General features: G+C 57.9%; 13 protein-coding genes and 1 riboswitch. Of the genes, 1 reads left to right on the forward strand and 12 read right to left on the reverse strand.

Annotated elements, in window-relative coordinates:
* Positions 1-54 precede the first annotated feature (54 nt).
* The 3 genes from ACFFK0_RS03595 to ACFFK0_RS03605 form a co-directional block, all read right to left on the reverse strand.
* Positions 55-942 (reverse strand): carbohydrate ABC transporter permease, encoded by an 888-nt coding sequence (locus tag ACFFK0_RS03595; protein ID WP_377468527.1) that lies wholly within the window; start codon positions 940-942, stop codon positions 55-57.
* Positions 943-953: 11 nt separating this feature from the next.
* Entirely contained in the window at positions 954-1,910 is a 957-nt protein-coding gene (locus ACFFK0_RS03600) for an ABC transporter permease (RefSeq protein ID WP_377468528.1), read from the reverse strand.
* A gap of 235 nt (positions 1,911-2,145) precedes the next feature.
* Positions 2,146-5,400 (reverse strand): type 1 glutamine amidotransferase family protein, encoded by a 3,255-nt coding sequence (locus ACFFK0_RS03605; protein WP_377468529.1) that lies wholly within the window; start codon positions 5,398-5,400, stop codon positions 2,146-2,148.
* Positions 5,401-5,526: 126 nt separating this feature from the next.
* Here ACFFK0_RS03605 and ACFFK0_RS03610 point away from each other — a divergent pair, with 126 nt between their 5' ends.
* Positions 5,527-6,396, forward strand: coding sequence for an AraC family transcriptional regulator (locus tag ACFFK0_RS03610; protein ID WP_377468530.1), 870 nt, complete (start codon positions 5,527-5,529; stop codon positions 6,394-6,396).
* A 16-nt stretch (positions 6,397-6,412) separates the two neighbouring features.
* Here the strand turns inward: ACFFK0_RS03610 and ACFFK0_RS03615 are convergent, their stop codons facing one another.
* The 9 genes from ACFFK0_RS03615 to arsC all read right to left on the reverse strand — a co-directional run bounded on the left by ACFFK0_RS03615 (position 6,413) and on the right by arsC (position 19,603).
* Positions 6,413-6,799 carry a MerR family transcriptional regulator gene (locus ACFFK0_RS03615; RefSeq protein WP_377468531.1) on the reverse strand — a complete coding sequence of 129 codons (387 nt, stop codon included), beginning with the start codon at positions 6,797-6,799 and terminating at the stop codon, positions 6,413-6,415.
* A 1,543-nt stretch (positions 6,800-8,342) separates the two neighbouring features.
* Positions 8,343-9,224 (reverse strand): YitT family protein, encoded by an 882-nt coding sequence (locus tag ACFFK0_RS03620; protein ID WP_377468564.1) that lies wholly within the window; start codon positions 9,222-9,224, stop codon positions 8,343-8,345.
* 58 nt (positions 9,225-9,282) lie between these two features.
* The gene (locus ACFFK0_RS03625; protein ID WP_377468532.1) at positions 9,283-9,666 is read right to left on the reverse strand and encodes a hypothetical protein; all 384 of its coding nucleotides are present in this window, start codon (positions 9,664-9,666) and stop codon (positions 9,283-9,285) included.
* 406 nt (positions 9,667-10,072) lie between these two features.
* A complete protein-coding gene (locus ACFFK0_RS03630) occupies positions 10,073-10,768 on the reverse strand; it encodes an ECF transporter S component (RefSeq protein WP_377468533.1) in 696 nt (231 codons plus the stop codon).
* Positions 10,741-12,465, reverse strand: a complete 1,725-nt coding sequence (locus ACFFK0_RS03635) for an ABC transporter ATP-binding protein (RefSeq protein WP_377468534.1) — start codon at positions 12,463-12,465, stop codon at positions 10,741-10,743. The genes ACFFK0_RS03630 and ACFFK0_RS03635 overlap by 28 nt, the downstream gene beginning before the upstream one ends.
* The gene (locus ACFFK0_RS03640) at positions 12,447-13,328 is read right to left on the reverse strand and encodes an energy-coupling factor transporter transmembrane component T (RefSeq protein ID WP_377468535.1); all 882 of its coding nucleotides are present in this window, start codon (positions 13,326-13,328) and stop codon (positions 12,447-12,449) included. The genes ACFFK0_RS03635 and ACFFK0_RS03640 overlap by 19 nt, the downstream gene beginning before the upstream one ends.
* Before the next feature lies 1 nt (position 13,329).
* On the reverse strand, positions 13,330-14,151 hold the full coding sequence (locus ACFFK0_RS03645) for a DUF4430 domain-containing protein (protein ID WP_377468537.1): 822 nt from the start codon (positions 14,149-14,151) through the stop codon (positions 13,330-13,332).
* Between the two features lie 70 nt (positions 14,152-14,221).
* Positions 14,222-18,730 carry an S-layer homology domain-containing protein gene (locus ACFFK0_RS03650; RefSeq protein ID WP_377468538.1) on the reverse strand — a complete coding sequence of 1,503 codons (4,509 nt, stop codon included), beginning with the start codon at positions 18,728-18,730 and terminating at the stop codon, positions 14,222-14,224.
* Between the two features lie 200 nt (positions 18,731-18,930).
* A riboswitch (cobalamin riboswitch) is annotated at positions 18,931-19,120 on the reverse strand.
* A 45-nt stretch (positions 19,121-19,165) separates the two neighbouring features.
* A complete protein-coding gene (arsC, locus tag ACFFK0_RS03655; RefSeq protein WP_377468539.1) occupies positions 19,166-19,603 on the reverse strand; it encodes an arsenate reductase (thioredoxin) in 438 nt (145 codons plus the stop codon).
* Positions 19,604-19,615: the final 12 nt, after the last annotated feature.

A 19,615-nucleotide genomic window follows, 5' to 3' on the forward strand; every position in this document is an offset into this window, starting at 1 on the left:
CCTTTCGTTGATGTGTTGGTCTTGCCTGTATGTTTACCCCTAAGATGAGGGGGATCAACCTTTGACCGCTCCGATCATGACGCCGGAGACAAAATACCGCTGAAGCCACGGATACACAAGCAGGATCGGCGTCGTTGCGAACATGATGGTCGCCGCTTTGATGCTTTCCGGCACCGTCTCGACTTGAAGCGCACCCTCCTGCGCCGTCACATCAGTCACCTGGCTGTTAATGACGATCTGATACAGCTTCAGCTGAATCGGGTACAAATCGGCATTCGTAATGTAAAAGAGCGCATCCGTGAAGCCGTTCCATCGGGATACCGCATAAAACAGGCTGAGCGTCGCAAGCACCGGCAGCGATAGCGGCAGGACGATGCGGATCAAGCTGCCGATATGGGAGCTGCCGTCCAAATACGCCGACTCCTCCAAGCTGGCCGGAACCGATAAGAAGAACGTCCGCAGAATGATCAAGTTAAACGCGCTGATCATGCCCGGTACGATGAGCGACAGCAAATTGTCGAGCAAACCGAGCTGCTTCACCAGCAAATATTCGGGAATTAAGCCGCCGCTGAAAAACATCGTGAAGACGATGATCAGCATAAACACCGACCGCCCCTTCAGCCGGTCCTTCGTTAACGGATAAGCCGCACAAATGCTCATTACCATACTGATCACCGTGTACGATACAGTCAGGCCGATCGTGAGCACCATCGACCAAATCATTCGCGAATCCTTGAATACGATCTGGTAAGCGTGGAAATCCAATTCCTTTGGAAAAATCGTAACCTGACCGGATAAAACAGCCTGCTTGGAGCTTAACGAAATCGCGACGATGTGCAGGAACGGCAGGAGGCACAGCAGCAGCGCCGCTCCCACGACCAGCATAATGATGGCGTCCGTGAGCCGAAAGCCCGATGATTTGCGCGCAACACCCGTTGACATGTCGTTTCCTCCTACCATATTCCTTGCTCCCCGAAGCGCTTGGCGATCGTATTCGCCAGTACGACGAAGAACAGTCCTACCAGTGCCTGGAATAAGCCCATCGCCGTCGCCAGCGAGAATTGCGCCGCTTGCAGACCGACCTTATACACATAGGTACTGATGACTTCCGCATAATCCATAACAAGCGTATTCCCCATCACGAAAGGCCGCTCGAAGCCGATCGTCATAATATGGCCGAGCTGGATGATGAGAAGCACCACGATGGTCGAGCGGATGCCCGGCAGCGTAATATGCCGCATTTTTTTCCATCTCCCCGCCCCGTCTACCTCAGCCGCCTCGTAAAGCTCCTTGTTAATGCCGGTTAACGCCGCCAAATAGATGATCGTTCCCCAGCCGGCACTTTGCCACACTCCCGCCGCCAGGTACACCAGAACCCAAATATTTTTTTCCGTCAAGAACGGAATCGGCGGAATGCCGATGCCCGCGATCACATTGTTGATCAGGCCGCCGCTCGTGGCAAACATCTGATACACAAGGCCGCCGATAATGATCCACGAAATAAAATGCGGCAAGTACAGAAGCGTCTGCGCAAACTTCTTATACCAAAGCACCCTCAGCTCGTTCAGCAGAAGAGCAAGAATAATCGGCGCCGGAAACGAAACCAGCAAATCCAGAAGGTTCAGCATCAGCGTATTCCGGAGAACCTGATAAAACTGGCTCATCGCGAACAGCTGCCGGAAGTTGTCCAAACCGACCCACTCGCTGCCGGTCACGCCCTGGAAGATGTTATAGTCCTGAAACGCGATCGCCGCCCCATACATCGGCAGGTACTTGAACACAACAAAATACAAAATGGGAAGAGCGATCAGCAAATACAGCTGATAATCCCGCAACAATCCCGCTCCCCGCCGACGCCTCACGACCGCCTGCGACAATTGCGGCTTACTCTGTGTAAAACTTCGATCCATGTGCATCCCTTCTCTCCCTGTCATCAGTCCGAATCGGATTACCCACACTATACGTTGACCTCGGCGATGTGAAAATTGACTCTTTTCCGAGCTCCTATCCGAATTCCGAACCCGTTGATACGGCTGGGCTTCCGAGGCTGCAATCAGAATCCGGTTCATTCCCGGAAATCGGTCAATTCCCTCTGCCCACAGGAAAAAGGCCCATGATCGCTCATGAGCCTCAGTCCATTTATGCTTAAGGTGCTATCCTCTTGGTTGCATGTGCTTCATAGTCAAAATACTGCCCCTCCAGCATCCCGATCAGCGTGTTCGTGAGGCGGAGCTCAAGCGAATGTTGATGCGATTGCGCCGATTCCGGCGGCAGCTTCCACTCGTACGGAGTCCAGCTGCAGACGCCGAGCGATTCGCCGTCAACCAGCAGCTCGGCTATGTCGTAGAAAGGCGTCAATTCCGGCGGCAGGCGCCAGATTGTTGCGCCGGAAGGCGTTTCTGCTCCTGACGCGAGCGCCATTGTTGTCGTTAGGGAGAGAACACCGGCGTAGAACGGGTACCCCTCGAATCCCCACGGCGTACGAACGGCGGCTTGCGGCTTTCGCCCGATGGCGAACCGCTCATGCTCAGGATCGCTATAGACGCCGAAATCGCCCGTAACGTGCAGCGGTTGAATCAGCCCGTCCCACGGCTGCTCCGCAAGCAGTTCGATGTCGATCGTGTTGTCACCCGCCCAGATCAGGGAGCGGATATCGATTTGGCGGTTGTGCGGATCATATCTGCGCACGTGCTCCCATCGCTCCGTCTGGAGCTGTCTGCCGTTCACCTTGACCGTATACGCACCGGACAACGCTCCTTGCTCCATGAACAGGAAGCAAGCTTCCGGCAGCTCCTCCACCCGGAACTGCGCCCGGTAATGACAGCGCAGCGGATAGCCGATCTGCACCTGTACCGGCGTGCCGAATATTTGCTTATAGCGGAGCGGAAGCGCCGCAGGCTCCTGCAGCTTGGCGAGCACGTTCGACAGCGGCATCGGCTCTACTTGCAGCGGCTGCAAACCGCTGCCGTCCAGGGTAAGCTCCCACTGCGCGAGACGAAGTCCGTTGTGCGGCGACGCAGCGATCGTCCATTCGCTTAGCGGCGGAAGGGTGCGGTAGGATGGCTGGGCGGGAGGCCGGACAGGAGAGTGGGAAGATATAGGTGCCGAAGACGGCGCCGGAGCTGCCGAAGCTGCTGCTGTTTCTGATACCGAAGCTGATACCGGAGCTGCTTCCCGCCCCGTCGCTGCCGCAGCCTTGGTTCGAAGCACGAGCAGCTGCGATTCATAAGGCCCCAAAGTCATGCCGACCTTCTCCGGCTCGCCTTGCCCCTCAATCCGCTCCTCAACACCTTCAGTGAGATCGATCCGGTCCAGCTGCCAGCCTTGCAGAGACTCAGGTAGGATGCAGTGAAATCGAACCGCCCGCCCCTCCTGATTGCTCAGAAACACCAGCTTGCCGCCGTCGTCCAGCGTCCGCTGCTGCAGCAATACGCTCCCCAGCGCTGAATCGTCCAGCTGTACGAGCGGAGCATCGCTCACATTGCGCTGCAGCTCCTTCAGCTTGGGCAGCAGCTCGGCTTGCTCCCACAAGCAGCAGCCGGCGGAATCGGAGCGGAACGCCTCGCGGATCTCCGCGCAAATCGGCTCCCCTTCGTCCAGCTCTTCAATCGGCAGCTGCCCTGTGGCCACGACCATACCGCCGCCCGCTGCAAATTGACGAATCGCCTTCCAAGCCGCAGGCTCGAGATTCGTCATCGAAGGCAGCAGCAGCACCCGGTACTCCGCCTGCCCGAGCCGAATCGTTCCGCCGCTGACGTCCGCCTCCGCGAGCAGCTCCGGATCGAGATGGTCGTAATCGATCCCGTTCAGCAGCAAGCTTTTACACAGCTCAACCCAATCGTCACGCAGCTGCTTGAGTCTGCCCCGCTCCTCTTCGTTCTTGCCGCCGTAGTGAAACTCATGAAACGGATTGCCCAGATGCGTCCAGATCGACGTCGTCGGATCGAGCACCGCGACCGCGATGTCAGCCTTCCCCTGGCCGAGCCAATGAGCCAGTCTGCCCGCATAATCGCCCAGCTGGCGGAAATGCTCCCAGTACGGATTTTGCAGGAATTGCGAAGGCGGCGCGTCATACTTCGTTAACCCGTTCACCGTGTAATAGAAGGCGTGGAAGTTAAACATCGTAATGCCAAGCGCCGCCAGCCGGTCGAGCATCCACTTCGCATCCTGAAGCGTCATCGACCACCCCACGCTGTGAAAGCACTCGATCAGAGCGCGCGGACGGTCCAGCTGCCTGGCGAGAGAGCTCGTCATCTTCGGATTATAGCGGAAGCCGCCGGTGTATTTGTTCAAGATCCATTCCAGAGACCTGCCGAGCTTCTCGTGTCCCGTGTCTCCCCCCGGAATGTGGCTGTAGCGCTGCGTCGTCATGCGCACGGAAGGAACCTCCGCAATGTACTGCATGCCATACCGCTCGCACCAGTCGTGTACCTTTTTGTGAAAGCGCTCCTGAAGCAGCCGGTGTATCGTCTGGAAATACATGTAACGCAGCCGCGGCGTCTCCGGGCTTCCGCCGAACAGCAGCTCCGGCAGCTTCTCCCTGAGGCTGATCCCGTACTCCCGCTCAACGGCGGACAGCAGCTGGGGAGACCACGGCACGCCGCCGAGCAAGCCGATCTCATCGGTGAACATCCCCTTGACGGTCGTACCGAGCCGTTCGCCGAGCTCCTGCGCATATCGCTCATGCGTGACGCGCAGGAACGTATCCATCGCTTCATCGTGCAGCGGGTCGACGAAAGTGCCGTAATATTTAAAGTCCTCAATCGCCCGCTCCAACACGAGCATAATCGTCCAGTTCCCCTCCGGTGCGCGCCATTGCAGCCTCTTGCCCGGGTTATATGTAAAATACCGCTTCTGGTTGTAGCTCGTTAACCCGACCTCCTGGAACACGTGCTCCGGCTGGTGATTGCCGACCAGCGGCGACAGGTCGAGCTTCTCCGACCAATCGAGCGATCCGTCCGCCGCCTGCCGCACCGCAACGGCCGACAGCTCCCGCGACCACGGCAGCTCCCGCTCATATACACCGGGGCCGGCCCACGGCTCTTGAACAAGCTCCAGCGTTCGATGCACCGCATCCGGATGCTCCAGCAGCACCTCTCCGCCTGCGATCCCGCTCGGGTACGGATATTCGTCGTACAGCCACACTTCAAGTCCGAGCTCCGCGGCCCGGTCTACCGTGAACCGCACCCGTTCGAACCATGCTGCGGACAAATACGGAATCGTGAGCCCCTGCCGCGCACACAGGAAAAAGCCCCCGACCCCCTTGTCCGCCATCTCCTTCAGCTGATGCTCGATCTCCGTCTCGGCCATCTCCCCGTTCCAGAACCAGAACGGCTGAACGCGCAGCGAAGCCGGCGGATTTGTCCACCCAGATGCCCTCTCGCCAGAAGTAACCGTCATTCGGCATGCCTCCTATTTTTCATGGTAACGGTTACTATTATAGGAAATTATGCTACGATGAGTATGAGGCAAACCCGACTTTTACCTGGGCAAAACGGACATCGCAAATCGTCTGGAGGCGGCAGGATGGTTCATCGAGCTATTGAAACGTCGAAGAGCATGAACTATTTTTCCGATGACATTCCTTACTTTGTTAACCGCGCCTACGAAGGCTTTTACCGGCTGGAGCACAACCATGAATTCATCGAAATCAGCTGCGTCAGCGAAGGAGCGGGCTATCACTACATTGCAGGCCGGCAATTCAGCGTGCAGCGGGGCGATATTTTCTATATTCCTGCGGGCACCTCCCACGTGTTTCGGCCAAAGTCGCCGAGCATGGAGGGCTCTTTCGTCATTCACAATTGTTTATTTTCGCGGGAGACACTCGCGGATTTGCTCAGTGTGCGCGGGGTGGACCTTGCCGTGAAGCAATTGTTCCTGCCCGGTCCGCCTGCAGGAGCCTATTTGCATATGACCGATACCGAGGGGGTACTGGGGCCGCTCTTTCATGCGCTGCATCTGGAGTATCATGAACGGAGAGCCGGGTTCGTTCTCGCTATGCGCAGCCATATCGGGCAAATTTTGCTCGGCCTGTATCGCCTGGCAACGGAGAGCAGCTCCGGCCTGCGGTATACGAAGCCGATCTCGTATTTGCTGGGCCGGCTGCCGCAGGAGCTGGCGGATCCGCCGCGCTTGGCTGAAGCCGCCGCCTTCTGCGGTCTCGGGGAACGCCAATTTTCCCGCCGCTTCAAGCAAGCGATGGGGATGACATATACCGAGTACCTTCACAAGCTTCGCATCGATGCCAGCTGCCGGCTGCTTAAGGACACGACACTTCGCATCAAAGAGATCGCCGATGCTATGGGGTACAAGGATGTGCCCAGCTTTCAGGCGCTGTTCAAGCGGATGGTCGGGGTTACGCCAAGCGAGTATCGGACAGGCGGAGCAGACCGCTGAACGATCCGCTTCCCGACTAATCCGACGATCTTCTTAGCGACTTTTCTTTTTTCCCAATCGTCTGCTCATAACGGGCTATTTTGTCATCGAGGCGATCTAGGATTTTGCTCATTTCCTGGATTCTGGAGAATAGCTGCAGTCGCTGCTCGATTAACAGCTCCTTCCTTGCCTCCAGGGTGTCGTCCCCCTGCTGAAACAGCCCGACATACTCGATCAGCACTTCAACCGGCAGGCCGGCGCCACGCATACATTTGATGAATTCGACCCACTTGCAGTCTTCTTCCGTATAATCCCGGATCCCGCTTTTGTTGCGGTTCACCCGAGGGATGAGTCCGATGCGTTCATAATAGCGGAGCGTATCCTGGGGGATCGAAAACTTTTCGCTTACCTCTGCAATCAGCATGCAGGTTCACCTCCCGATATCCGCTATTATGGCATCTGGAGTTCACTCCAAGTCAAGCGATTTCGGTAATTGGGGGGCCTTGTTGGGCCACGGCTGCCTCGGGCCGGCGTCAACAACGCCCATGTGGGCCTTGTTGGGCCACGGCCGGCCTTGGGCCGGCGCCAACAACGCCCTTTTCGGCCTTGTTGGGCCACGGCCGGCCTCGGGCCGGCGCCAACAACGCCCTTTTCGGCCTTGTTGGGCCACGGCTGCCTCGGGCCGGCACTAACAACGCCCTTTTCGGCCTTGTTGGGCCACGGCCGGCCCTGGGCCGGCGCCAACAACGCCCTTTTCGGCCTTGTTGGGCCACGGCCGGCCCTGGGCCGGCGCCAACAACGCCCTTTTCGGCCTTGTTGGGCCACGGCCGGCCTTGGGCCGGCGCCAACAACGCCCTTTTCGGCCTTGTTGGGCCACGGCCGGCCCTGGGCCGGCGCCAACAACGCCCTTTTGGGCCTTGTTAGGCCACGGCTGGCCCTGGGCCGGCGCCAACAACGCCCTTGTGGGCCTTGTTGGGCCACGGCCGGCCTTGGGCCGGCGCCAACAACGCCCTTTTGGGCCTTGTTGAGCCACGGCTGCCTTGGGCCGGCGCCAACAACGCCCTTTTCGGCCTTGTTGGGCCACGTCCGGCCTTGGGCCGGCGCCAACAACGCCCTTTTCGGCCTTGTTGGGCCACGGCCGGCCTTGGGCCGGCGCCAACAACGCCCTTTTCGGCCTTGTTGGGCCACGGCTGGCCCTGGGCCGGCGCCAACAACGCCCTTTTCGGCCTTGTTGGGCCACGGCTGCCTCGAGCCGGCGCCAACAACGCCCTTTTCGGCCTTGTTGGGCCACGGCTGGCCCTGGGCCGGCGCCAACAACGCCCTTTTCGGCCTTGTTGGGCCACGGCTGCCTCGGGCCGGCACCAACAACGCCCTTTTCGGCCTTGTTGGGCCACGGCTGGCCCTGGGCCGGCGCCAACAACGCCCTTGTGGGCCTTGTTGGGCCACGACCGGCCTTGGGCCGGCGCCAACAACGCCCTTGTGGGCCTTGTTGGGCCACGGCTGCCTCGGGCCGGCGCCAACAACGCCCTTGTGGGCCTTGTTGGGCCACGGCTGGCCCTGGGCCGGCGCCAACAACGCCCTTTTCGGCCTTGTTGGGCCACGGCCGGCCTTGGGCCGGCGCCAACAACGCCCTTTTGGGCCTTGTTGAGCCACGGCTGCCTCGGGCCGGCGCCAACAACGCCCTTTTCGGCCTTGTTGGGCCACGGCTAGCCTCGAGCCGGCGCCAACAACGCCCTTTTCGGCCTTGTTGGGCCACGGCTGCCCTGGGCCGGCGCCAACAACGCCCTTTTGGGCCTTGTTGGGCCACGGCTGCCTCGAGCCGGCGCCAACAACGCCCTTTTCGGCCTTGTTGGCCACGGCCGGCACGGCTGTAATCTATAAAATCCATGCACAACAAAAAGAAATACAACTCCCTGTACGCCAGAAAGTTGTATTTCTTTTCCCCCGCCGTTCCGGCCGGGTATCCCTTAATGGATGTTTTTCTTCTTAAAGCGCCCGCCCTTCACGTCGTGAATATTGCCTACGGCCAAGAACGCCGCAGGGTCGACCTCTTCCACGATCGACTTCATTTTCGCTTCCTCCAGGCGGTTGATCACGCAAAATATGACCTTCTTATCATCGCCGGAATACGCCCCTTCACCGTTCAAGAACGTCACTCCGCGTCCCAAGCGGTGAATAATCGCATCGCCGATCTCCCTATACTTATCGCTGATAATCCATATGGACTTGGACTCATCGAAGCCTTCAATGGTAATATCAATCATTTTGTACGCGATGTAGTAAGCGATCAAGCTGTACATCGCGTTGTTCCAGCCGAACACAAAGCCGGCGCTTCCCAGAATGAAGAAGTTGAAAAACATCACGATCTCGCCAACGGAAAACGGCAGCTTCTTCGTGAACAAAATGGCTACGATCTCCGTTCCGTCCAGCGAGCCGCCGAAGCGGATCACCATGCCGACGCCGACACCCAGAATGATCCCTCCGAACACGGCGGCCAGCAGCGGGTCAATCGTTAACGGTTGTACCGGGTGAAGCAGCCATGTGCCGATCGACATCACAATGACCGAAAAGAGCGTGGATAACGCGAACGTCTTCCCGATCTGCTTATAGCCCAAGAACAAAAACGGCAGGTTCAGTAATAAAAGGAACATGCCCAGAGGCAGGCCGGTCAAATGCGAGGTAATGATCGATATGCCGACAATCCCGCCGTCAATAATATGGTTCGGAACGAGAAAAATTTCGAGTCCGACAGACACGAACGCAGCTCCGAGGAACATGAAGAGAACTCTGCTCAGAAACTTCGATGTAGACAGCTTGCTATGCTGCTGAGGCTGCGGTTGCGGCTGCATCAGCGCATTCGATTCGTTCAGTTGCGGATTCATCGTATCTCCTCCAGATCATAGATTTTCAACTGCTTTTCGATGATCGGAGGGCTTCGTTCACAAACACGGAGGTAAATTTAATCGGCAGCAATAATTGCTGCTTGAGGAGCAAGAAGACGCAAGGATAGGACTGTATACGCAAACGGGATGAACGATATATATGCATTAGAATAATTAGTGCATATAACGCCAGCGGCTTCGGGATCGGCACCAGCTTCATGCTCGAGGATGAAGAATGGACTGCGATCACAGCATGCACAAAACCGTGGAGCACATAAAGAGGATTTGTTTGTTCCGGGTTTACGAGTAGATCGGAGTCGGTTGCCGGGGAGCAAACAGTGAACGCTAACGCAAGCGTCAGGATGCACAGCATGATAATTCGCAGCTGCGGATGCTTAACAATTCTCACGCTTGACGTCCCCCTTTCATCTTGTATTAAAAGAATACCATAGCCAAATCATGAATTCAAATAAAAACCGAAGATTTTAAGAGTTTTCTCGATTAACATAGAGGCTACGTTAGATATTCGGCAAAATTTTGATCCAATTATTGAAATTTACCGGAATATTGCTGTTTTCGATCGTTTCCATCATATCACAGCTTCGCAGTTCGTCATCATCGATCTGCCCGCCGGCTGCCTTGCCGACCGCAAGACCGCAGCAGCCTTTCCCCGGCCACGAGAAACAGGCCGCCTCTCCATCGTGGAGTGACAGCCTGTCTGCACATATTCAATTTTGATAAAAAGCAGGCCCTCTTCCGAATTCGGCCGTAACGGCCGCAAGCTTGGAGCAACGCGATCGCTCTTGCCGAAAGCCTCACTCCCGATCGCCTAAAAGTCCGTATTTTACTTTGAACCGCTGTAAAATTTTCACCCAAGACCCGGCAAATAACGCGAGGAAAAACACGTTAGACAGCGCATGCGCCAAATCGAAGTAAAAGCTGGAGGCATATACGGCCGCGATCCCCGCCCAGTTGCCTTGCGAAAGCAAGCCGGTGACCGTCCAGAAATTCATAATCCATCCAAACAGGAAGCCCCACAGAAAGCCAAAAGCGAGCAGCAGCCACCTCCTGCGTATAAGCCATCCGCGCGCACCGGGCAGGCCGGCCGTCCAGCCGATCATGCCCCAGGAAAACATCTGCCACGGCGTCCACGGCCCTTGGCCCAGAAACATATTCGAGACGAGCGCGGCGAAGGCCCCGATCAGAAAGCCGCTTTCCGCCCCGAACACAAGCGCCGAGACGATGATGACGAAGCTCGTCGGCTGGACGCTCGGCAGGGGAGCGAAGGGCACTCTGCTGACGGCCGCCATTGCAGCCAGCAAGGCGATGATGACGATCTCCCGGGCCTGCAGCCGGCGAAGCTCGAACCGGACAAAAAAGGGCAGCATAGCCGCAAACAAAAGTCCGAAGCTAATCAGCAGATATTGATCGTCCGACCAGGTGGAGAGATAACCCATGGCGAGAAGAAATACGGCAATGCTTCCTAAGAAGGCGATACGAGCCGCGCGCATCGGTTCATCACCTCCCGGAACGTAACGGCATCCGGAAACAGCTCGCGGGCGACCCGGTTGATCGCTGTCGTATAGAAGAAGTTTTGACTGAAGAAGGGCCCCGGCGCTCCGGTGGATGCGATCTCCCCGTCGAACAGCATGGCGCATTCGCTCGCATAAGCAGCGGCAAATTCCACGTCATGCGTGACCATCACGATCGTGACCCCCTTCTTATGAAGCCCGGTAAGCAGTTCCCCCCAGGTCTTCTTCAGCTGCGGATCGAGCCCCTTGGTCGGCTCATCGAGGAGCAGCAGCTTGGGCCCGCTCAAGAGCACGCCGGCCAGCGCCGCCCGCTGCAGCTCTCCGCCGCTAAGATCATGCGGATGCATCCGAAGAACCGCCTGCAGGTTAAGCAGCTCGATCAGCTCCCGAAGGGTTTCTCGCGAGCCTTCCCCGCCGGAACGCTCCGCCGCACGGCGAAGCTCCTCTTCGACGGTATCCTCAAGGAAATAGGCCAGCGGATTTTGCGACAAATAGCCCAGCTCCCGGTAAAGCTCCGCCCTCTTCATTTTGCGAATCGGCATTCCTCTCAGGAGCACGTCGCCTTGCTTCGGCTTCTCGAGCCCTGCCGCCAGCTTGAGCAGCGTCGATTTGCCGGCGCCGTTCCCCCCGACAATGGCGAGAAAGGCCCCCTCCTCCACCTTCAAATCAAGCTGGCGCAGCACGGGGAGCCTTTCGTCCGCATAGCCGAAGGTCACCTCCCGGCACTCGAGCAAGCAAGGCCGCGCAGCGCGGGGCTTATCTGCGGCCTGTTCAGGCCGGGTCGCAGCCGCCTGGTCCGGCTCAACCTTCGCCAGCAATTGCCGAATCCACCTCTTTCCTTCCTTGACCTGCAGCGGCACCTCACCGGCATCGCCCGGCCCCGCCTCATGCTTCCCCTTCCGTTCATGAACGGACAAATAGAGACGTGCCAGCGACGGCAAATAGGGCTCGTACCTTGGATCCCGCTTCTGATGTACGTGAACGACCCAATCGCGCGAAGCCCCGTCAAATTCCAGCCGGCCGTCCCCCCCCAGCATCAGCACCCTATCGGCCATAGGGAGCAGCTCCTCAAGCCGATGCTCCGTAACGATGACCGTAATGCCCAGCTCCTCGTTCAACCGGCGCAGCATTTGCAGGAAGTCCTTGGCGGTCACGGGGTCCAGCTGAGCCGTCGGCTCATCAAGCAGCAGCAGGTCGGGCTGAAGGAGGAGCGCAGCCGCCAAATTTACGATTTGCTTTTGCCCGCCGGATAACGTTTCGGTCCGCTTGTGCAGCCAGCGTTCCAGGCCGAAGAAATGCGCAAGCTCCGCAATTCTACGCCGCATCACATCCGCCGGGACGCCCATGTTCTCGAGACCGAAGGCCAGCTCCTGCCGCACATTTTCCATGACGATCTGATTCTCCGGATCCTGCTGGACCAATCCGATCCGGCACGCCAGCTCGGCGGGGTCTTGCTGAGGCAGCGGCTTCCCGTAGAACCGGACCTCTCCCTGCAGTCGCCCCGCAGGCTGCAGCTCCGACTTCAATAGCCGCAGCAGCGTTGTTTTGCCGCAGCCCGATGGTCCGCACAGCACGATCAATTCGCCGGCCCGTACGCTAAAATCAATACCCGACAGCACAGACCTGGTCTGCTCCGGATAGGTGAAATGAAGATCGGTTACTTCGAGTAGCGCCATAACAGCTCCTTTCCTTCCCACAGCCAAGGGATACCAAGATAGAAAACGAACACTGCAAAATAAAGCCAATCCCCCCACGACATTCGAGTGAACTCTAATGAAGGGTAAATGACAAGCAGTCCATAGCCTCCTGTCCATCTCCCTAATATGCAAATGAGAAGAGGTACGATGATCAAGCCCAGCGCCCGCCAATCCCGCGAACGCATACGGTAGGTCTTATAGGTGCTCCGGCTTTTCAAGCCGAAGCCTCTTGCCTTCATCGAATCGGCTGTCTGCAGCGCATCCTCCAGTGACCAGGTCAGCAAAATCTGCAGCAGCTTCATGCCGTCTCCCGCCCGTTTGGCCAGCCTGCCCTCCGTCAGGCTGATCCCTTTGGTCTGCTGAACCTGTCCAATCGTACGGAGCCTTGCCTTCAGCAGCGGAACGAACCGCATTCCCATCACCGTGACGAGGGAGCCCTTCGGCCAAACCGAGGCAAACAGGTATAGAAATTTGTCCGCCGTGATCACCTTGGAGTAGCACTGGAAAGTAACGATTAGGGATAGGGTGGAGAGCGAAAGCGTTAAACCGTAAACAACCGACTCCAGCGTGATCGGCTGCTCCCATAAGTAAAACAGAATATGTTCGCCGCGGTGGGAAAATAACGGATTCAGCGCGAATAGCACGAGGCCGAACAGCAGCATCCATCCGATGTTGAGCAGGCCTCCCTCATGCCCCTTCAGCCGGTAGCTGAGCACAAGCAGCAGTCCAGTTGACACGATCAGGAAACCAGGATGCAGGAGCAGCATGGATAACAGCATGGCGCCCAGGAAATAAACGAAGCACGGGAGCGGATGAAGCGCGCGGAAGCCGGAATAGTCCATCTTACTTGCTCCCCGCCTCCTCGGTCTTCCCTACGTCCTTGCCCAAGTCCTTCGTATACAGCCACTCGATCTTATCACCTTTGCTGATCGGATACGCTCCCGCGCTGACGCTCGGGAACTTGCCGTTTACCCGGTAGAGCCAGCCACTCTTGCCGCCATGGTCGAATTCGTATAGGTTGGCAATGCCCTCCACGTATACCGATTTGCCGGTCCCCTTCGTCTCCATCTGTATTTTCTTCGCCTTCGTAATGCGGCGCAAGACGTCGATAACCGTATCTCCGTCCTGTATTTCTACTTGTGTGGATGCCAAGATCGTCCCTTTCTTGTCATCGCCGATAATGCCGATCTCTACGGTCGGCTCTTGAGCGGCAGGAGCAGTTGCGGGCTTGGGCTCCGGGACGGCGGCGGTTTCCGCGGCTGCTGACGGTTCAGTCTGTGGAGCCCGGCTGTCGGGCGCGGCTGCCGGTGTGCCGGCTTGAGGCTGCACCTGTGCCGACGTTGCGGAAGAAGCCGCGGCGTTGTCTGTATTAGCAGAGTTGGCGGAGTTGGCCGGCTCCGGGCGGACCGGATTCGACTGCGGCTGTACCTGCGGCTGCTGCTCTGACGGCGATGGCGGCTGCGACGGCGAGTCTGACTTCGCTTGCGATTCCGGCTGCGACGCCGTCTGCGGCACCGCAGAGCCGGGGGCATTGACCGCCGTTGGAGCCGGGGCCGTCTCTTCCGACAAGCCCGGCTTCGCCCCGCAGGCGGTCAGCAGAAGCACCGCCGCTAGAGCCAGCACCATGATGCGCTGTACTCCCGTCATAAGCTTGATGATTGCCATGGACAATGAACTCCTTTCCGTAAAATGGATCGAAGAGCACTTCAACAGTGCCCTTCGATAGTATACCTTATTACTTTTGCTTCTCGTACGCCCGAACCATGACAGCGGCCGCCATCTCCCGCGTCACGCTTGCTTGCGGCAGGAAGCGTCCATACTCGTCGCCTTCCATATAGCCCTTCGCATACACCGCATGGATGGACGGGATCGCCGACGCACTTGCCTCGCCAAGATCGGTGAAAGGGCTGGTACCGGCCTCCGTTGAGGATAAGCTGAACGCCCGGTCGATGACCAGCGCCATCTCTTGCCTTGTAATGCTCCGGTCCGGCGCAAAATTACGCTCATCCACGCCATTCACAAGCCCTTGACGGCTGGCTTCCGCCACATAGCCGCTGTACCAGCTGTCCTGCGGTACATCCTCGAAGGACGCGCCCGAAGCCGCAGAAGGCTGAACGCCCTTCAAGCGGAGCAAGACTGCGACGAACTGTGCTCTGGTCAACGCCTCGCGTGGCGCAAAGCGGTTGCCGTCCATGCCGTTCATCAGACCATGCTTCACCGCCGACTCCACGTAGCCGGCGGCCCAAGCGGAAATGTCCTGCCCGTCGGCAAATGCAGGTGTAGATACCGACGGACTGTTGGAAACCGTGAGGCCGTTAAGGCTCTGGTACTTGGCTAGCGCCAGCAGAGCCTGCTCGGTAGCCATTTCGCTCGAGTCTTTTCCCTTCTCATGGGCGAAGCTGCCGTCCGCCAGCTGGTAGCTGAGCAGGTGGCTGAGCACCGAGGCACCGGATTTCACAAACCGCTCATCCGTTGCCGGAATGCCAAGCGCGGACAGAGCCACAAGCACCTGAGCAGCGCTTTCGCTGTTGGCTTGTCCCACTTCACCGAAGCCGCCGTCCGCTTGCTGCTGCTTCGACAGCCAGACCAGCGCTTTGTCGATGGCAGGCTTTACGCCCTCCTGCGTCCGGTACGGCGCTAAAGACGCAACTGCCATGGCGGTAATGTCGATTTCCGAGTCGTCATCCTCCGCCAGCGGCCAGCCGCCATCGCTGTTTTGACGCTGCAGCAGCCATTGCAGGAGCTTCGACTCCGTCCATAGGCTGTCAGCAGAAACCTCGTAACGGCCGCTGCCGAGGACGGTAAGGGCGAAGATCGGACCGTTCGTGCCCTGAACCGTCATTCTTTCATTGTTGACGATACTCTGTATAAGGTCGTAGCCCGCGATCTCCCTCGGATTGCCGCCTGCTGCCATCACACCGAGCGCGATCCGTTCATAATCGGTCACTTCCCGGAACTTGCCTTCCTTCTCGCGCAGTCTCGACTCCACGGAAGCGAGGTACGAAGCGGGAATCTCAGCCCCTGCAGCCGCAAGTCCGTACGCTTCCCAATCCGACACGTCGTTGTGCTTCAGCACATACTGCACAACCGCCTGCAAAGCCTTGGACACTTCAGGCGAAGCTTTAGGAGCTTCCGGCGCTGCGAGCTTCGTCTTGTCAATCACGGCGAACTTGGTAAAATGATCGACGGCTCCCGTCACGACGCCGGTCTTCGCATCAACCACGGCCGGGATCGGGATCCATTCCTTCGTATCTTCCTTCCACCATACCATGGCAAGGCTGCCGAGCCGATCGCCGGTCAGCGGAACCTTGATCGAAATGTAAACCGGCTTCTCGAACACCGTTCCGTTCGGACCGAATTCGAAGACGGAGGTGAGGACCTCTGGACGCGAAGACGAGGCCTGCTCCTGAACCGTAATCGTCTTCTGCTCCTTCAGAGCGCTGGCAGGGACCAGCAGCTTGACCTCTTCCTTCGCATCGGCGAGTGTGGCCGTCTGATCTGCCGTCACAAGCTGCTGAAGCTGAACCTGATTGGAAGCCAGCTGCTGCCTGAGCTGTGCCGCCGCCTCAGGGGACATGCGCTGGTCCGTATTTTTTACAACGACTGTTTGCTGCTGTGCATTGACCGCCGACTTGTGATTGTAACGGATGCTTAGCTGGCTTAGCTCTTTATCAAGCTCTGCAGCGGCATCAGCGGACGGGATGCCTCCTGAGCCGGATCCGGTGGATGATGCGGAACAGCCTGGCAGAGGCTCGGCCTTTACGTCATCCCCGCCGTTCACGGTGTAGCGCCAGAATACCCTATCATTTCGGGACAACACGTAGGCGCCGGCACTAGTGCTTGGGAAGGAGCAGTTCACGGCATACAACCAGCCGCTCTTCGGCCCGTGATCGAACTCCCGAAGCCCGTCAATGCCTTTAACGTAAATATTGGAGCCGCTGCCGGACGATTCGACCCGGTCCGCGCCAAGTGCACGAACAATAACCGAATACGGCGTGTCGCCGCTCTTCCATGAAATACTGCTTGTCGATAGGATCGTACCCCGGTCTTCGTCACCTTCCACGCTAACGGCAACAGTCGGTTCCTCCGTGCCTGGACCAGGCGGTTCATCGATGATTTGCGCTACCTTCAGACTGGAGGACCACTTGACCAGCTTGGGCGGCTCATTGGCACGGTAGCCGGTGATAACAAGCTCATGCGTGCCGGCAGGCAGCCCGCTAAAGTAAGCCATGCCATTCGAATCCGTCGTTACCGCAGCCTCACCAACCCGTACCTGCACCCCGGATGCCTTGGTAACTCCTTGCCAATCTTTCTGCTCAACCTGAATCGTAAAGCTTTGGCCGGCCTTAGGCGCGCTCGGCGTCACTGTAATCTGATTGACAAGCTGCGTGTCCATTCCGCTGTAATATACGAGAACCTCATCATTTTGCTGCAGCGGGGTAGTTAACCAACCATCCGTCGGGATCCATCCCCCCGCCCGCTCCACAGCGAAGCCCCACCAGTTATAGCCGGAAGCGGTAATCCCATCGACCGCTTGAACACCGAAATATTGCCCTTCGGTGTACACGACATTCGTAACGGCATTTTGAAGAGCCTGAAACACATTGCCGCCTCGTACTTGCGTGGACGAGATTGTGCTGGAAGGCCCCTCCACGTGGACCGTTACGGTAGGAGGCAGCTCTTTGACTCCGCGAATAACGGAAGGATAGCCGCCCTCCAACGCTCCCGTAACTTCAATCCGCTGATCCGTCTCCGAGTAGCCGTTCGGGAAATAGGCGACGCCTTCCGAATCCGTCCATATCCTCTGTCCGCCAATCTGCACATAGACGGCAGCAGGCACGGAGCTTGTCCCGTTAAATTGAGTTACCTTTACCTGAAACGGCTCATGATTTTTCGGCGAGGCTGGGGTGAGCTCAATAGTATCCAGCATTGCGGAAGCACCGTACGGACCAAAGAACACCGCAACTTCATCGCCGGGCTGAAGTTGAACGTTCCTCCAATCCCAATCCCCCGTCCAAGCTCCGTTGCGCTTGATATTAAAGCCCCAATAAGGATAGTTGCCGCTAGTTGACGTCTTCGCCACGCTGCCGATTGAGTAGACATCGAAGAATGGCGTTTCTTTTGTTACTACCGGAAGATTGCTCCTTGCCGCTACCTGCTGCAGCGCCTCCAGCGGCGTCTTCGCCGTCTCATAGCCCTCCGCAAGCGTGCCGTCCTTCGTCTCAACGTGGATGAACACCTTGGCTTTGCCATTCGTGCTGCCGCTTGAAACAGGTACTTCATACGTTTGGCCCGAGCCGCCTGCCATCGTGTCGTAAGCGGCTAACGCCAGCAAAGCCTGATAAGTGGAGAAGCCGTCGGACGATCCGCTGCCCGCTTTATAAGAGAAGCCGCCGTCCCCGCTTGCATACTTCATTAACGCAGAGATCAGGTTGCCGTCCGCCTTGGCGAAGCTGCCCTGTGTCCCGTCCTTAAGCTGGGATGAGAGGCCGAGTACGACCATCGCCAGACTATTGCTGTTGCTGCGGTCTGCGGTCAGGTCGCCGTTGCTTTGCTGCTGAGCAGCCAGCCACGCCACGGCATCGTTGACGGCGGCCGCTACATCCGTGCGATCCTTGTAAGGAGCCAGCGCCCAGAGCGCGGCTGCCGTAATGTCAACATTCGCCTTTGTACTCTCATATAAATCCCAGCCCTGATTCGGAATCTGCTTCTGGAGCAGCCATTTCACCAGCTTGTCCTTCGTCCAAGCCGCATCGGAAGGAATCATATAATTGCCGCTGTCTAATGCCAGCAGACCGTAAATTACGGCATTAGCGCCTTGTGCCGGCAGATCCGCTCGATTATAGATCGCTTCGATCAAATTGCGGCCCGCAATCGATTGCGGGTCGCCCCCGGCCGCCTTCACTCCGAGCACCAGCTTGGCATAGGCCGTCGGCAGCGTATCGCTAGTAAACGCCTGTGCCCTCTGCTCTGCCGAAGTCAGGTAACCGCTCTCTACGGTTTTTCCCGCCTTCGCAATAGAATAAGCGTACCAATCGTCCGTTACGGGACCTTGATCGACAATCCAAGCCGCCGCCTCATTGACGGCCTGCCGGACCGTAACCGTGCGAGTCGCAGGAGCGGTCACTGCCTCTGATGCCTGCACCGGCAGAACCGGCAGCAGCCCGCTTGAGATCAACGTTACGGCCAGCATCGCAATGACGATCCTGCTGAGCCGCATCCGCCATTGTTTGAATGTACCCATACCTCTGTAACTCCTCCCCTTCACCTCGTTCTCACTCCTCTAGCCGAGAGTCACCTGCGAAACCACACAAAAAGCACCCCCAATCGGAGGTGCTCTAGCGACGTAATAGATTTGTATAATCGGCAAAAGACACGCCAAGAAGCCATGCGAATGCACGCAAGCGGCGCTTGCCCATCACCTTCCCTATATCGCGTAGGTTCCATTGGTGATTCCGACAGGCAGGTATCCTGACTTGCGCATCATCGCCCTCTCCGCACCTTCCCGTCTCTTCCGAAACAGTGGCATTTGCGGTGGGCTCCTCGCTTACAGTGGCGCGACCGTGCCGGATTTGCACCGGCTTCCCTTGCGAACGAATCCGTAGGATTCGACACCTGTCTTCCCCTATGAGGTTGTGAAAATAACGGAAGTAATCATATCACGAAAACTAGCAATCGTCTATATTGCGCTCTCTCCTTCTTTGACGAACAGCGCTATCCGGTCCTTAATGGAATCGCGGACTTCCCGGAACTTCGCCATGATCTCTTCCTCCGTACCCGTAGCCTTGGCGGGGTCCTCAAAGCCCCAGTGCCACTTCACCACGCTGGGATTCGCGATGACCGGGCAGTGCTCGTCGGCATGTCCGCACAGCGTAATCACGTATTTCGCTTTGTTCAGGAGCTCCGGGTCGATCACATCGGACGTATGGGCGGAAATGTCCACGCCGGCCTCTTTCATCACGGCTACCGCGCGCGGGTTCAACCCGTGGGCTTCAAGCCCCGCACTTTTGACCTCAAACTTATCGCCGCCCAGCGCCTTAAGGAACCCGTCAGCCATTTGACTGCGGCAGGAGTTTCCCGTACATAAGAAATACACGATAGGCTTGGTCGCTTCCATCGATTCCATTCT

The sequence above is a fragment of the Paenibacillus chartarius genome, assembly GCF_042432825.1.
Classification (GTDB): Bacteria; Bacillota; Bacilli; order Paenibacillales; family NBRC-103111; genus Gordoniibacillus; species Gordoniibacillus chartarius.